Below are 14,801 nucleotides of genomic sequence, written 5' to 3'. Positions count from 1 at the left end.
ATGTCATGTATACATTAGAAAGGCAGCAACATATTTTGCAATACGTGCGCAATAATAAGGTAGTGAAATTAGTAACTTTGACAAAAGAATTTAATGTATCGATGGAAACGATCCGCAGAGATATTCAACAACTTGTACAAGAGAACAAAATTGAGAAGTTTTATGGGGGCGTAAAATATATTGAGCCCGTCGAAGGGTTAATGGACAATCGATTAACCGAGCAGTTAACAGAAAAAATCGCCATTGCACAAGCATGTGCCTCTTTCGTTGAGGATGGTGACTGCATCTTTATCGATAGTGGCACAACAACCTATCAAATGACGCCTTTTCTTCTAGGAAAAGAAAAACTGACAGTCGTTACGAACTCGCTTCCGGTAGCATTTGATTTGATTGGGTCTAATATTGAAGTGATGATTATTGGGGGCAAAGTGCGACATTCGGAGAAATCAGTCACAGCCAATGATTTTTTGTTCCGCTTTGAGCACCTAAATATTAATAAAGCATTTCTATGTGCGAGCGGCGTTACGCTTGAAAAAGGCATTTCCGATTTTAGTTTAGAAGAGGCAATGACGAGAAAACAACTCATTCAAATTTCACAAAGTGTTTATGTTGCCACCGATTCTACTAAATTCAATAAAGATGTCGCCATTCAAGTATGTTCGCTCGATCAAGTTGACATGATTATTACCGATAACGCACTCTCTCAAGAGACGTTAAAGCAGTTTACGGATGCAGGCGTTCAGCTGAAAGTTGTCACTATTGACTAAAATATTCAGAATTGTTTAAGTGCCAGGCACTCTATTAGACCGCCTGGCACTTTTATAAAAACTTAAATAATTTTTAAATGACGCATTGCTTTTGCAAGACCGTCAGCATCTACATGATCTGTAACATATGTTGCGACCGCTTTTACCTTCTCATGTCCGTTGCCCATCGCTACACTTGTTCCAACAGCCTCTAACATTTCGATATCATTCATACCATCGCCAAAAGCAATAGCATCAGCTAATGTTAAACCCATTCTCGAAAGCACTTTTTCAATGCCCGCTGCTTTCGAACCTCCCTTCGGCAAAATATCGCAGGAATATCGATGCCAACGAACAAACTCGACATTTGGAAAGGCTGTACGATATAAATGTTCATCTTTCTCTTCCATAAAGATCAGTGTTTGATAAACTTCGTGCTGCATATAATAAGATGAGTCTAATGCTGGATACGGATATTTTAAAGTATCTAGACTTTCAGACACCATTTTATGCTCTCCAACAGAGGCGATCATTTGCTTGTCGTCTAAAAATACAACTGGCTCATTACGCGCTTCACCAAAGGCAATAATTTTGGCTAACTCTTCTTTTGCAATACCGTTCGCGTAGACAACCTCGCCTTGATAGACAACGTACTGTCCATTAAAAGTTACATACGTCTGGATATCAAGCTCTTCTAACAATGAGTCAATCATAAATGGTGCACGTCCAGTGGCAATGGCAATCTCGTAACCATTCCGACGAGCTTGTAATAGCGCTTCTTTGGCAGAATCCGGCATTACCTTTTCACTGTTATAAAGCGTCCCATCTACATCAAAAAATAATATTTTATTCATGCTATTATTCCCTTCTCTATGTATTATGTTGCAAAGGCAAAATACTTTACACAGGCATCGTTTTTTATTATAATGATCCTAAGGAGTGATGTGCCATGCTGAAGAAACTAAAACGGAAATTGTTGAAGCAACTTCGCGGCGTACTCGGAAAAAAATCAATTGCCTAACATTTGCCCTTCATTATTTGAAGGGCTTTTCTTTATTTTAGAGTAGCTGCGTGATAATATAAAGGAAATGCATTTATTTGACTATGCGCAACCACTGTCTCAGTACTTTTATGAAAAGTGCAAGATGAAAGTATTGAGATACAAGAAATTCAAACGCTCATTTCCTTATTAGTTTAAAGTATACTAGAAATTCGCGGTTTTTTCTTGTAGCACGTGTGTGGTAATAGCCAAATCTGCAATAATAATGTACGCAATTAAAGGAGAGCAAACTATGATTTACAAAGTTTATTATCAAGAAAAAGCAAATGAGATTCCAGTTCGCGAAAACACTAAAAGTCTATACCTTGAAGCTGCTTCAGAACGTGAAGTACGTCAAAAGTTACAAGACCGTCATTACAACATTGAGTTCATTCAACTGCTTGAAGGTAACTATTTAGAGTACGAACAAGCAAGTCCGAACTTCGTCTTGGAGGAAATTTAACAAACATGAAGTTTGTTAAAAATGACCAAGCAGCTGTTTTCGCGCTCGGCGGACTGGGCGAAATCGGCAAAAACACATACGGCGTTCAATTTCAAGATGAAATCATCTTAATTGACGCAGGTATAAAATTTCCAGAAGACGATTTACTTGGAATTGACTATGTTATTCCTGATTACACGTATTTAGTACGAAACGTCGATAAAATTAAAGGGTTATTTATTACGCACGGACACGAAGACCATATTGGCGGCATCCCTTATTTACTTCGTCAAGTAAATGTGCCCGTTTATGGTGGTAAGCTTGCACTTGGCTTATTGCGCAACAAACTTGAAGAGCATGGTTTACTACGCACAACAAAACTAATCGAAATTAAAGAAGAAGATGTCATTAAATTTAGAAAAACATCTGTTAGCTTCTTTAGAACAACGCATAGTATTCCAGATGCTTACGGTATCGTCGTAAAAACACCTCCTGGTAATATTGTGCACACAGGGGACTTCAAATTCGACTTTACACCTGTAGGTGAACCAGCAAACTTAACAAAAATGGCTGAAATCGGCCGTGACGGTGTTCTTTGCTTACTATCCGATAGTACAAATGCCGAAAAACCAAACTTCACAATGTCTGAACGTACAGTTGGAAAAAGTATTGATGAAATCTTCCGCAAGGTGGATAGTCGTATTATTTTTGCAACATTCGCATCAAATATTCACCGCTTACAGCAAGCAACAGATGCAGCCATTAAGTACGGACGAAAGATCGCTGTGTTCGGTCGATCTATGGACAATGCCATTACAATCGGTCGTGAACTAGGTTATATTAACGCACCAAAAGATACATTTATTGATGCGCAAAGCATTAACCGTTTACCTGCCAATGAAGTAATGATTTTATGTACAGGCTCTCAAGGTGAACCGATGGCAGCACTATCTCGTATTGCCAACGGTACACACCGTCAAATCCAAATCCAGCCTGGCGATACAGTTGTGTTCTCTTCTTCACCAGTACCAGGGAATACAGTTAGCGTAAATAAAATTATTAATTTACTGTTCCGTGCTGGCGCAGAAGTTATTCACGGTGCATTAAATAATATCCATACTTCTGGTCACGGCTCACAAGAAGAACAAAAACTAATGTTACGTCTTATGAAGCCAAAATTCTTTATGCCAATCCACGGTGAATTCCGTATGCTAAAAATGCATACGCATTTAGCAGAAGATTGTGATGTTCCATTGGAAAACACATTCGTGATGGAAAATGGTGATGTCCTGGCATTAAGCGCAAATGAAGCGCATGTGGCAGGTCGCATCCCTTCAGGCGATGTTTATATCGATGGCAATGGAATTGGTGATATTGGCAATATCGTGTTACGCGATCGCCGTATCCTTTCAGAAGAAGGTTTAGTAATTGTTGTTGTGAGCGTTGATATGGAAAACCAAAAAATCGTTTCAGGTCCTGATATTATTTCACGCGGATTTGTTTATATGCGTGAATCGGGCACAATGATTAATGAAGCACAAAAAATGCTGAACCGTCATCTAAACGAAACAATTCAAAGCAAAACACCACAATGGACTGAACTTAAAAATGAAATTACTGACGTTTTAGGACCTTACCTATTCGAGAAAACAAAACGTCGTCCAATGATTTTACCAATTATTATGGAAGTATAATCTTCTATTTTAAGAAGCTATGCGTTCAACGTATAGCTTCTTTTTGTTTATAAACTTCTTTTCACTTCCATAAAGTAATAGAATGTTCTGCGTCCTGCAATCATCTACTCATTAGCACGTTCCCCTCATCATGTTATTTCCAATAAAATTTCTAAAATTTTGAAACCTCTTCCCTCCTTTTTCGTATATAGTAATAGCAACACGAATTTTACTCCTCTAATACAAAAAGACACATCCCACAAAAAATAGAATCATTCACTTAGTACAGTGAACAATTCTATTCTAAATTTTAAAATTGGAAGTATTTATTTAATACATAGGCGATCCATTGACACCCCGGCTGTAAACGGATGTTTTCAATCAACCCTTTTATTATTGCTTTACTGTATGTCGTGTGTGCTACTTGATGTTTTAAAAGCTCCAACGACTCACGCTCAATAGACGGCTCTAAATGACTAAGATTTTGGTCAATTAACTGTAATACAGATTGCTGCGTAATAATTTCCGGCTCACATGGTCTAGCTACTAATTGCGCAAGCTCCTCTGTAATAAAAGGAATGGTCGTATGACGTGCAATAATATCTGTCTTTTCCGCTAATGATTTGGCCAATTGATCTAAATCAAGCGGTATATTTGAGAACATAAACAGCTCAGCATAGCCTTTCATAAATCCTTTTACACAATACATAACATCATATTTCGTCTCTTGCAGCTCTTCTTGATAAAGTTGTTCAAGCATGTGGACGATAGACTTCGACATATCCGCTTCATAAGCACTCACCTTATGAAACAGCTCTTTTTTTGTAAGAAATACCTTTTCGTTAAAAAACACACGTGAAGAAGCTGCATGTTTTTTAAACGCTTGGAAAATGCCTTTATAAAAATCTACCAACACGACATCTTTTTCATTCGACTTCCTGACTACTTGGTCAATATCCGCTATAAACTGCTGTAGGTAGTAGTCAACCATTGAGAAAAGAAGTTCATCTTTTGTTTTAAAAGACAAATAAAATGCTCCTTTAGAAATCCCACAGCGTTCTGTAATTTGCTGCACAGATGTTGCTTCAAAGCCTTGCTCAGAAAACAGTTCTAATGCTTTCTCCATAATCAGTTGCTTTTTTGACATATTTTCGAATCTCTCCTAATGCATTTCATTGACAATTGACCGATTAGTCATTATTATAAATAATTGAATCTAGTAAGTCAATAAAGGGTAGGTGTGAAGGTGAAAGGTTTAGTTAATTTTGTATTGAAAAACAAATTGGCAGTGTGGTTATTAACAATTATCATCACTGTCTCAGGTATTTATTCAGGTACAAGAATGAAAATGGAATCAATCCCTGATATATCGATTCCATACTTAATCGTTATGGGCGTTTATCCAGGTGCAACGCCTGAACAAGTTATGAATGAACTGTCCATACCATTTGAAAAATCAATCGAAAGTTTAGAAGATGTCAAGGCAGTTTATTCTACTTCTTCATCCAACGTTGCGCAAGTACAAGTCGAATATGACTACGGCATAGATATGGATGAGAAAAAACGCCAATTAGAGTCAGCATTAGATAATGTGAAACTTCCTGAAGGCGCACAAGAACCGACAATTATGGCCATTAGCATGAACATGATGCCGGTTGTCGCATTATCAGTAAGTAGTTCGAAAGAAGATATCGTTGAGCTGACATCAACAGTAGAAGATTTATTACTACCTAAAATCGAAAAAATTGACGGTGTAGCCTCAGCTACTATTACCGGTCAACATATTGAACAAGTTTCGTTTAAGTATGACGAAGCAAAAATGGCTGAGCTTGGTTTAACTGAAGATGCTGTGAAGCAAATGATTCAAGCAAGTGACATGTCGTTATCACTTGGTTTATATCAATTTACAGTTGGTGAACAAGCGGTTTCCGTTGATGGGAAAGTGAAATCTGTTGATGAATTAAAAGATTTATTAATACCGGTGACACCTTCAGCAACACAACCTTCACCGTTCGTTCGCTTAGGTGATATTGCAACGATCGAAGTAGAAGGTAAAGTTCAATCCGTTTCACGTACAAATGGTCAAGATGCCATTGCGATTCAAATTGTCAAAGGTCAAGATGCTAATACAGTAACTGTTGTCAATGCAGTAAAAGACCTTATTAAAGATGAAGAAAAACGAATTGACGGCTTAAAAGTGGATATCTCACTGGACCAAGGTGCACCTATTGAAGATTCAGTCTTTACAATGATTGAAAAAGCAGTATTCGGTGGCGCCATCGCTGTATTAATTATTTTACTATTCTTACGCGATTTTAAATCAACAATCATTTCGATTATCTCTATTCCAGTGTCCGTTTTCATGGCGTTACTATTATTAAACTGGATGGATATTACGTTAAATATTATGACACTTGGTGCCATCACCGTCGCCATCGGACGTGTAATCGATGACTCCATCGTCGTAGTCGAAAATATTTATCGACGTATTCATTTAAAACAAGAAAAATTAACTGGTCGCGCCCTTATTCGTGAAGCGACAATTGAAATGTTTAAACCAATTTTATCTTCTACATTAGTGACTGTAGCGGTATTTGCTCCACTTATTTTCGTAGGCGGTATGGTTGGTGAATTATTTATGCCATTCGCATTAACAATGACATTCGCTTTAGGCGCGTCATTATTAGTAGCGATTACCATTGTACCAGCTTTATCTCATTTCTTATTCCGTAAAAAAATCTATGGAGAGAAAAAAGAAAGCCAACATCAGGAAGTTGGTAAACTAGCTACTTGGTACAGAGGTGTATTAGAAAAAGCGTTAAATCATAAAATTATTACTTCTACCATTGCTATTTTAATGCTTGTTGGTTCACTTGCTTTAACACCATTAATCGGCTTTAGCTTTATGGGCTCTCAAGAAGAAAAGGTCATGTATTTAACTTATACACCTGGTACTGGTGAGTTAAAAAGTGAAACAGAAGCAAATGTTGCCAAGGTAGAACAAGAATTAATGAAACGTAAAGATGTAGATATTTTACAAGTTTCTATTACTGATGCGACAAACACGGATCCATCAGCAATGATGATGGGTGGCGGAGCTGGTGGTGCATTAATGTACCTCATCTTTGACCCAGATATGGAAGACTTCCCTGGAGCACGTGAAGAAGTAGAAGACTATGTATTTAATCTTGAGCAATCAGGTGAATGGAAAAGCCAAAACTTCACATCCATGTCGATGTCTTCAAATGAAGTCAGCTACACATTGTACAGTGAAAACTTAGATAATCTACGCAGCGCAGTAAAAGACGTTGAAGCTACATTAAAAGATGTAAAAGGCTTAGAAGATGTTAAGTCGGATTATGAAGATCCTTATGTAGAACATGTTTTAAAAGTAGAGCAAAAAAATGTTTTACAATATGGTTTAACGACTGCTCAAATTGTGATGGCGTTAAATTCAACAACGTCACAAGAAGTGCTCACAACAGTTGAACGTGACGGTAAAGACATTAACGTCATTGTCCAACGCGATGCTAAATCGGCAGCGTTATCGATCGATGATGTGTTAAAAACGGAAATACAAACAGCTTTAGGTACAACGATGACAATTGGTGAATTAGTCGATGTCGAAGAAGGTACTACGCTGAATTCATTATCACGTTCAAAAGGCGAATACTTTGCAACGGTATCTGCCACAATTATTGGCGATGATATTTCAAAAGCAACGTCTGCCGCTGATAAAAAAATCAATAAATTAGACTTACCGAAAGGTGTGACAACAGGCGTATCCGGTGTAGCAGCTGATATGCAAGAAACATTCACACAACTGGGCGTTGCGATGTTAGCAGCCATTGCCATCGTATACTTCATACTTGTTGTAACATTTGGTGAAGGTTTAGCACCATTCGCGATTCTCTTCTCGCTACCGTTTGCAGTTATCGGTGCATTTGTTGGTTTATATGTAACGAATCAAACGATTTCGGTATCCGTGATGATGGGTCTATTAATGTTAATAGGTATTGTCGTAACCAATGCCATTGTACTTGTCGACCGCATTATTCATATGGAACGCGATGGACTTGGTATGCGTGAAGCCATTTTAGAAGCAGGTGCCACACGTTTACGTCCAATTTTAATGACGGCGATTGCAACGATTGGTGCAATGATTCCAATGGCACTGGGCAGTGGCGGTAGCGGATTAATTTCCAAAGACCTTGCCATTACCGTAATCGGTGGTTTATTATCTTCAACATTATTAACATTAGTAGTCGTACCAATTGTCTATGAAATGCTATCAAAAATGTTAAAGAAAAACCGTAAAGATATTGAAGAAAACTAATTAATACGACAAAAGAGGGCACCCCGCAATGGCGTGCCCTCTTTTTATGGTTTACTAGTTGATTTCCGTTCCAGGTGCTGCCTTTCCACAGACACGGCTCCAACTAATTTTTACGCTTGTGCTATTTCTGCTAAAATGTCGCACCTTCCGCTTCAATCAACTGGTATCAACTACACTCATCGATAGCTAAAAATCAAACGTATAATTTAAGCTCGTAAAAGTTAGACAGGCAGCTAACTTTTACGAGTTTTTTAATTAAACTTAAATTTTCTGCCCTTATTTAAGAATCGTTTTGCCCTTAAAGTATCGTCTGACCAATCCAGCCAGCTACCTCTTGAGGATTGGTTAGTGGCAAAAAATGAAAGCCATTAGGAATGATGTTGATTTTTGCAGCGGGCTGCCTTTCTTGGAATTTCATTAATTTCTGATAGAACATAGCATCTTGCTGTTGGTCTGCTAACAGTAATAACACGGGTATAGGAATTTCTTCTTCTAGACAATAATTATGCTGATCTACCGCTTTTGCTAAATCGTTTAAAGCTTGTTCCATACTATGATGACAGTAGCCATTTTTCGCTTTCACGAAATTCCCAATAAAATAGTCGTACAAATATTGTTGATGCTTTGCAGAAGCAATCTCCATATTCTTTACTTCTTCACGTACAGCTTCTTGTAAATCTTCCAACCTTTCAATAATCGGCAGCTGTATCTCGATATCCTCATCAAGCTCATATTGACCATGGAAATAATGCCCACCGTCTAATAATGTTAATGACTTCACTGCGGACGGATAGTTTGTATAAAAATGTTGGATCATCCATGCACCAATTGAATTACCTACAAAATGCGCTTCTATCATGTTTAACTCATTCATCACTGCCATTATTGTCTTACTATATGACTGAAATGAAAATTCCGCGTCGAGCAAACCATTGTGCCCTGGTAAATCGATTGCTACAATCTGTACTTCTGGTAAGGCTTCAGCCAATGCAGCATACATCTCTTTGCGTTCGCCGAGCGCAGGAATGGCAATCATGACTTCGTTATGTTGATTGGCATTGTATTGTATATAATTTCTCATCTACGATCCCTATCCTTTACATTCTCAATAATTGATACACCGCTTGTTCATGACCAAATCTCTCTAATACTTTTATTTTTTGCATCCCTAATTTTTCAAGTATACGGCAGGAGGCAATATTAGCAGTTTGCGTTTCTGCTACAATTTTTGCTAATTGTAAATGAGTAAATCCATAATGTAAAACTGCTGATAATACTTCAAATGCATAGCCTTTCCCCCAATACTGCGGTAAAAATTGATAACTTAGCTCATAGGTTGTTTGTTCATGGTATTCATCAATCGATACTAAACCGATAAAGTTTTTGCTATCCTTTAAGGAAATAAAAAAATAAGAGTTTGGATAAGGTGAATGCAGCATGCTGTCAAAAGAAGAAAAGATGGCACTATTAGTTGGCACTCCGCCAAGAAAAGCTCTGACATCCTGATGACTATATAAAGCATAGATTTCCTCGCCATGATGATGCTTTAAAGGTTCTATTATACAATTTTTAGTAAATATCATAATATACCCCACAACTTGAATTTTCTCTATTATGACAAAGCTATCATCGGAAATCAAACACAATTTTCCATTTTATTTTAGTCGCTCAAAATAAAAGGCCTGCGTCCGATACTCTATCGAACGCAGGTCCATATGCTAATTAGTTATTGGTAGATGCTTTAAGGATTCTTTTCTAGCTTCCCACTCTTCTCTTAACAAACCCATCCGAATGGAATCATAATAGACACCCTCATAAAATCGCACTTTGCGTATTTTCGCTTCCAATTGCATCCCTAATTTCTCACCGACACGCATCATGCGTTTATTTCCCGACCATGTCGTAAAGCCGACGCGAACAAGTGGCATTGTGGAAAATAAGTGGTCAATCCATAATGTCATTGCTCTCGTACCAAGCCCTTTACTCCAATTAGCGGATTCATGAAAGACAATACCCATTTCTAGCCATTTCGAAGGTTCGTGCTCCCAGTAATAGGAGATGACGCCACAAATCATGCCATTCACCTCAATCGCCCAAAAATCTTTTTGATTGATATATTGCTGTGCTGTACCGATAAAATCCTGAAACGATTTTGCATGATGCGGATAATAAGGGGCATCCCATTTTTTCCATTCGGGTTGCTCGTCTTTATAAATCAGCTCCCAAATACGTTCTAAATCACGCTCCATAATGGGACGAATGGTTAACTCTTGATCTGTGTACATAAGCAGCCTCTTTTCAATTATCATGTAAGTTTTTAATAAATGATTGAAAAGTGGCATATCCACTATATGCTACTTGTCAATCACATTCCATAGCTGTTTCATCTTCATCATTCCTCTCACTATAATTAGGAAAATTATAGCATATTACCCTTTTTAGCACAGTCATTTATTTTCTTTTTCGACCAATTAATAGTGTTATTTGCGCCATCGTAAACGGTAAGGACGATTTTTTACGGTATGCTACATATTTAGGTTCCCAAAAATCTGCATATTTTAATTTGAAATTTTTTAAGCCTTTAAAATGATAGAAGTGCTGTCCATGTAAAAAGATTTGGGCTGCAATTTTTTCGCTTAAAAAAGAATACCTCGATTGACCAACATTAGATAACGGCGACATGCCTATATTAAAGACGCGATAACCTTGTTCTTTCGCCCATTGAAACAGTGATAAGAAAATGAAATCCATTGTACCTGATGGTGCACCCGGTTTAAAACGCATAAGATCGACTGAAATTCTTTCGCCATTGTCATACATTGGCATGATACTAGCAAAGCCAATGACCCCCTGTGCTCCACTTAACACAGCAATGTTTGACTTGCTCAAATAGTTTTCATCGAAAAAGCCAAGAGAAAATCCTTTTTCCGCTCTTCCTTGTAACCATTTCCTCGACACTTCTTCTAGTTCCGTCATAACCTCCTGCGAATATGGTGGACTTAATAATGACACCGTATAGTTCTCACGTTCAAACTTATTTTTTACTGCTCGGCTTCCCTTCATTTCTTTCCCGGTAAACGTGAAATTTTCTAAATCTACAAAAGCCTCTTCCCCCAGTTTAAAGAAACTATAGCCATGCTCATGTAAAGAAGGGAAAATACGATTGTTAATCTCATAAAAAACAGGTGTATAGCCATGCCTATCCGCTAATTCTAAAAATTCATGAATGGCCGATAAAAAATCACTTTCTTGCCCTACCGGATCCCCTAACACCACGATTTTATCGGCAACGATTTGATAGGCGAATAATACGGTATTTTTTTCATTCCAATAGACAAATTTATCGTGTAGGAAAATTAAATGAGAAAACTCAGTGCCTTTATAGTGCATCAGGTGATGATAAATTTTCTCTTCTTGCTCACTTGATAAAAGCTTCTGCATTTTTTTAGGTCCACGCATAAAATAGCCAAAATAAAAAATGATACATGCTATGAGGATACCTATTATGGCACTATAAAATAAATCCCGATAATCTGTCAGAATATAATATTGTAACGCTGTTGGAATATGAATTTTGGCAGTCGGTAAGTTAACATAGCCAATCAATAAATACATCGCCGTAATAAAAGTCACTGCCGCAAGGTCAAATAGGATAGCGCCCCATGTCAGCACATAACTTTCGCGATAAAATTGTTTTTTCGATGCCATGAGCAAAACGGCTACAATTAGCAAAAAAATTGCTTCTTCATAATCGAAGCCTTTAATAATAGAAAATATAGCCGAACTACTTAGCACAATGATGGCAAGCTGATACGCTTTTTTCACTTTATATTTAATGCCTCGACACAATCCTAGGAGTATAAAGGCCGCTGCAACCGTTAGTTGATGCGAGATATTCATAATAGGTGAAGATAAAAACTCCTGCGCTATTTTCAGCCGACTTAAAACGCCTGGCACGGATGCCGAAAGCAATAACACAATACCCGAAAGAAATACTAAAATCGTTAACAGCATATGGCTGAACTTTTGGAATATTACATTCGGCAAGTCATCCCATGATCGATTCCAGCGTTCCCAATAATCTTTCACAAATAGCAGTACCGATACTAAAAATGGCAGTATAAAGTAACCAAGGCGATATAAAATCAATAAAAAAAGTACTTTTTCTTCACCTATACCAATACTTTGTGTGCCCCATAAAAACACGAGGTCAAATGAGCCGACCCCTCCCGGTATCATACTGACAATGCCAGCACAGGAAGCAATTAAAAATATCGGAATAAGCGTAGATAACGAAATCGGTATATGCACAAGAATCGTTAGCAGCCAAATGACAACAAACACTGCAAGCCATTCAGCAACTGAAGTCATCATTAACTGTAGGGACACTTTCCATGTTAGGGAACTACCTTTTTTATAACGAATAAGATGCATCCCAATAAACACAGGAACATATAAGCTGACAAGAATAACTGCAATTGATAACCAACGCTCTTCCTTTAGTAACAGGAAGTCCCAAAAGAAGCCATACATCAGCCATGCTAATAAGGAGATGCCTGTTAAGTAAAATAGTGTAACGCTGGCAATGCTCTTTAACAATCCTTCTCGATCTGCTTTATATTTTGAGTAAAAATAATTTCGTAGAAACACGCCTACTAAACCACCAAAGCCAATTAAATTGGAAAATGTATTAACGATAAATGAATTTTTTACTAATGTACGTTTGTTCATTTTTATGCCTAGTAGTTTCGTTAAAATAACGTCGTAAAAAAGCATTGGTGTAATCGCACAAAAGGCAATGATAAAAATTAATAATAGTTCCCATACTTGCAATTGATTCACTTCATTTCGAAGTACATTTACATCTACCCCACTTAGCGCTTGTTGAATTTCATAAATAGCAATCGCTAATAAGACGATTGGAAATACAATTTTCAAAAACCGCAGCAATGGTTCTTTCCTCACTTTAAACATGTGCTAAACCTACTCCCCCATAAGCTTCATAAATTATTGGATTTAGTCAACGTCCGCTCTCCCACTTTGAGCTTTGGAAACCCCCACCCCTTGCTGACATTGCGAGCTAAACCAAAATCGCTGTTCCAACAATCAAAAGGTTAAAAAAACAAAAGGCATCATTGTGAACTTCTTGATGCCTTTGGCTGAACTTGCAATTTTTTATTCTTTCATCGCCTTTTTCACAAATCGATTAATATCTACATCGGCACCAATCAAAAGCATAATATCCCCAAGTAAAATTTTGTCACTTGCTTGGGGAGAAACGATAATATCTGACCCTCGCTTTATGCCAACAATGTTGATGCCATATTTTGCACGGATATCTAAATCCATAATCGAGTACCCTGCAATCGCATCATTCGCTTTTAACTCCATGATTGAGTGCTCATCTGACAGCTCTAAATAATCGAGCACAGTATTCGATAGCATATTATTGGCAATACGAATACCCATATCACGCTCAGGATGGACAACAAAATCCGCTCCAATTTTTCTTAACACTTTTTCGTGGTAATCATTTTGAGCTTTCACTGTAATTTGCTGAACACCTATTTCTTTTAAAATAATCGTTGTTAAAATACTGGCCTGTATATCTTCGCCAATCGCGACAATCACATGTTCAAAATTGCGAATACCTAATGAATTTAATACCGACTCATCTGTTGAATCTGCAATAACGGCCTGCGTGGCAATCGCAGCAAATTCATCCACGCGTTCAGATGAATGGTCAATCGCCATTACTTGCGCTCCTTGGCTCATGAGTTCACGAACAATACTCCCTCCAAAACGACCAAGTCCAATAACAGCAAACTCTTTTTTCATCATTCAAAATCCCTCCGAAAACTACAATTACTTTATTTTAACTTATTCTTGCTTATATGTATTGTCAAAACAGGAGACTATTCGCCATGTTGCCTATTTTAGTTGCAACCTTTCGACATTCTATTAACTAGTTACTATATAAAAAAGGCGAGGATTTGTATATCCCCGCCTAACAAATAGTAAGATTATGCATTACGCATTTCATCAAGTACTCGATTGACACGTTTTTCTAGCATCTTCATGCCACTGCCACCAGCTTGCATATGACGAAGCTGACCATCTTTATCAAACACGAAGTAAGCCGGTACATATTGGTTTTCAAATGCATCCGTAAGCTTCATTTCGCTATCAACAAAAATTGGTTGTGTAATATCATGCTCAGCTGCAACAGCTTTAATTGTCTCTAAATCAGTATCAGCTTCAGAACGTGGCATATGCACTGCAACTACGTTCAATTCATCTTTATATTGATCACGGAAATTATTCACATCCGGCATTGCCTCTTTACATAAATGACAGCTCACTGACCAGAAATGGATTAGAGTTGGTTTTTCGCCTACTAACTCTGCTTTCGTTACTTCCCCATTTAACCAAGTTGTTGCGCCTGCAAGTTCAGGCATTTGATCACGAAGTTTCATAAAAAAATCCTCCCTTGAAAAAAATATCCCCACAAGTGTATCGTGGGGAACCGTTATTTATTTTATGCAACGTTCACGCCTTAGCGAAA

General features: G+C 37.6%; 12 protein-coding genes. 4 read left to right on the top strand and 8 right to left on the bottom strand.

Annotated elements, in window-relative coordinates; all coding sequences use genetic code 11:
* Positions 1–5: 5 nt before the first annotated feature.
* A complete protein-coding gene (locus ACKVEV_RS21155; RefSeq protein ID WP_409368176.1) occupies positions 6–767 on the top strand; it encodes a DeoR/GlpR family DNA-binding transcription regulator in 762 nt (253 codons plus the stop codon).
* A gap of 62 nt (positions 768–829) precedes the next feature.
* Here ACKVEV_RS21155 and ACKVEV_RS21150 read toward each other — a convergent pair whose 3' ends face one another.
* Positions 830–1,600 (bottom strand): Cof-type HAD-IIB family hydrolase, encoded by a 771-nt coding sequence (locus ACKVEV_RS21150; RefSeq protein ID WP_409368175.1) that lies wholly within the window; start codon positions 1,598–1,600, stop codon positions 830–832.
* Positions 1,601–2,038: 438 nt separating this feature from the next.
* Between ACKVEV_RS21150 and ACKVEV_RS21145 the strand changes: the two genes are divergently transcribed.
* The gene (locus ACKVEV_RS21145) at positions 2,039–2,248 is read left to right on the top strand and encodes a DNA-dependent RNA polymerase subunit epsilon (RefSeq protein ID WP_024362214.1); all 210 of its coding nucleotides are present in this window, start codon (positions 2,039–2,041) and stop codon (positions 2,246–2,248) included.
* A gap of 5 nt (positions 2,249–2,253) precedes the next feature.
* Positions 2,254–3,921, top strand: coding sequence for a ribonuclease J1 (rnjA, locus tag ACKVEV_RS21140; protein WP_402925221.1), 1,668 nt, complete (start codon positions 2,254–2,256; stop codon positions 3,919–3,921).
* Positions 3,922–4,210: 289 nt separating this feature from the next.
* On the opposite strand, the gene ACKVEV_RS21135 is transcribed toward rnjA, so the two are convergent.
* Entirely contained in the window at positions 4,211–5,047 is an 837-nt protein-coding gene (locus ACKVEV_RS21135; protein WP_409368174.1) for a TetR/AcrR family transcriptional regulator, read from the bottom strand.
* 99 nt (positions 5,048–5,146) lie between these two features.
* Here ACKVEV_RS21135 and ACKVEV_RS21130 point away from each other — a divergent pair, with 99 nt between their 5' ends.
* Positions 5,147–8,236 carry an efflux RND transporter permease subunit gene (locus ACKVEV_RS21130; protein ID WP_409368173.1) on the top strand — a complete coding sequence of 1,030 codons (3,090 nt, stop codon included), beginning with the start codon at positions 5,147–5,149 and terminating at the stop codon, positions 8,234–8,236.
* 298 nt (positions 8,237–8,534) lie between these two features.
* Here the strand turns inward: ACKVEV_RS21130 and ACKVEV_RS21125 are convergent, their stop codons facing one another.
* The 6 genes from ACKVEV_RS21125 to ACKVEV_RS21100 all read right to left on the bottom strand — a co-directional run bounded on the left by ACKVEV_RS21125 (position 8,535) and on the right by ACKVEV_RS21100 (position 14,712).
* The gene (locus ACKVEV_RS21125) at positions 8,535–9,317 is read right to left on the bottom strand and encodes an alpha/beta fold hydrolase (protein ID WP_409368172.1); all 783 of its coding nucleotides are present in this window, start codon (positions 9,315–9,317) and stop codon (positions 8,535–8,537) included.
* Between the two features lie 16 nt (positions 9,318–9,333).
* The gene (locus ACKVEV_RS21120) at positions 9,334–9,819 is read right to left on the bottom strand and encodes a GNAT family N-acetyltransferase (protein WP_409368171.1); all 486 of its coding nucleotides are present in this window, start codon (positions 9,817–9,819) and stop codon (positions 9,334–9,336) included.
* A 135-nt stretch (positions 9,820–9,954) separates the two neighbouring features.
* Positions 9,955–10,521, bottom strand: a complete 567-nt coding sequence (locus ACKVEV_RS21115; protein WP_409368170.1) for a GNAT family N-acetyltransferase — start codon at positions 10,519–10,521, stop codon at positions 9,955–9,957.
* 166 nt (positions 10,522–10,687) lie between these two features.
* On the bottom strand, positions 10,688–13,210 hold the full coding sequence (gene mprF, locus ACKVEV_RS21110) for a bifunctional lysylphosphatidylglycerol flippase/synthetase MprF (RefSeq protein WP_409368169.1): 2,523 nt from the start codon (positions 13,208–13,210) through the stop codon (positions 10,688–10,690).
* Positions 13,211–13,411: 201 nt separating this feature from the next.
* Complete coding sequence (locus tag ACKVEV_RS21105; RefSeq protein ID WP_024362220.1) at positions 13,412–14,074, bottom strand: TrkA family potassium uptake protein; 663 nt, start codon at positions 14,072–14,074, stop codon at positions 13,412–13,414.
* A 185-nt stretch (positions 14,075–14,259) separates the two neighbouring features.
* The gene (locus ACKVEV_RS21100) at positions 14,260–14,712 is read right to left on the bottom strand and encodes a TlpA family protein disulfide reductase (protein WP_402925243.1); all 453 of its coding nucleotides are present in this window, start codon (positions 14,710–14,712) and stop codon (positions 14,260–14,262) included.
* Between the last annotated feature and the right edge of the window lie 89 nt (positions 14,713–14,801).

The organism is Lysinibacillus sp. 38-6 (assembly GCF_046245175.1).
Taxonomy (GTDB): Bacteria; Bacillota; Bacilli; order Bacillales_A; family Planococcaceae; genus Lysinibacillus.
This window is presented reverse-complemented; position numbering and strand designations above follow the sequence as displayed.

Excerpts from the sequence above, each read along its gene's own strand:
- ACKVEV_RS21105 (WP_024362220.1), bottom strand. The coding sequence starts at position 14,074 with ATGAAAAAAGAGTTTGCTGTTATTGGACTTGGTCGTTTTGGAGGGAGT.
- mprF (WP_409368169.1), bottom strand. The coding sequence starts at position 13,210 with ATGTTTAAAGTGAGGAAAGAACCATTGCTGCGGTTTTTGAAAATTGTA.
- ACKVEV_RS21135 (WP_409368174.1), bottom strand. The coding sequence starts at position 5,047 with ATGTCAAAAAAGCAACTGATTATGGAGAAAGCATTAGAACTGTTTTCT.
- ACKVEV_RS21155 (WP_409368176.1), top strand. The coding sequence starts at position 6 with ATGTATACATTAGAAAGGCAGCAACATATTTTGCAATACGTGCGCAAT.
- ACKVEV_RS21100 (WP_402925243.1), bottom strand. The coding sequence starts at position 14,712 with ATGAAACTTCGTGATCAAATGCCTGAACTTGCAGGCGCAACAACTTGG.
- ACKVEV_RS21120 (WP_409368171.1), bottom strand. The coding sequence starts at position 9,819 with ATGATATTTACTAAAAATTGTATAATAGAACCTTTAAAGCATCATCAT.
- ACKVEV_RS21115 (WP_409368170.1), bottom strand. The coding sequence starts at position 10,521 with ATGTACACAGATCAAGAGTTAACCATTCGTCCCATTATGGAGCGTGAT.
- rnjA (WP_402925221.1), top strand. The coding sequence starts at position 2,254 with ATGAAGTTTGTTAAAAATGACCAAGCAGCTGTTTTCGCGCTCGGCGGA.
- ACKVEV_RS21125 (WP_409368172.1), bottom strand. The coding sequence starts at position 9,317 with ATGAGAAATTATATACAATACAATGCCAATCAACATAACGAAGTCATG.
- ACKVEV_RS21145 (WP_024362214.1), top strand. The coding sequence starts at position 2,039 with ATGATTTACAAAGTTTATTATCAAGAAAAAGCAAATGAGATTCCAGTT.
- ACKVEV_RS21150 (WP_409368175.1), bottom strand. The coding sequence starts at position 1,600 with ATGAATAAAATATTATTTTTTGATGTAGATGGGACGCTTTATAACAGT.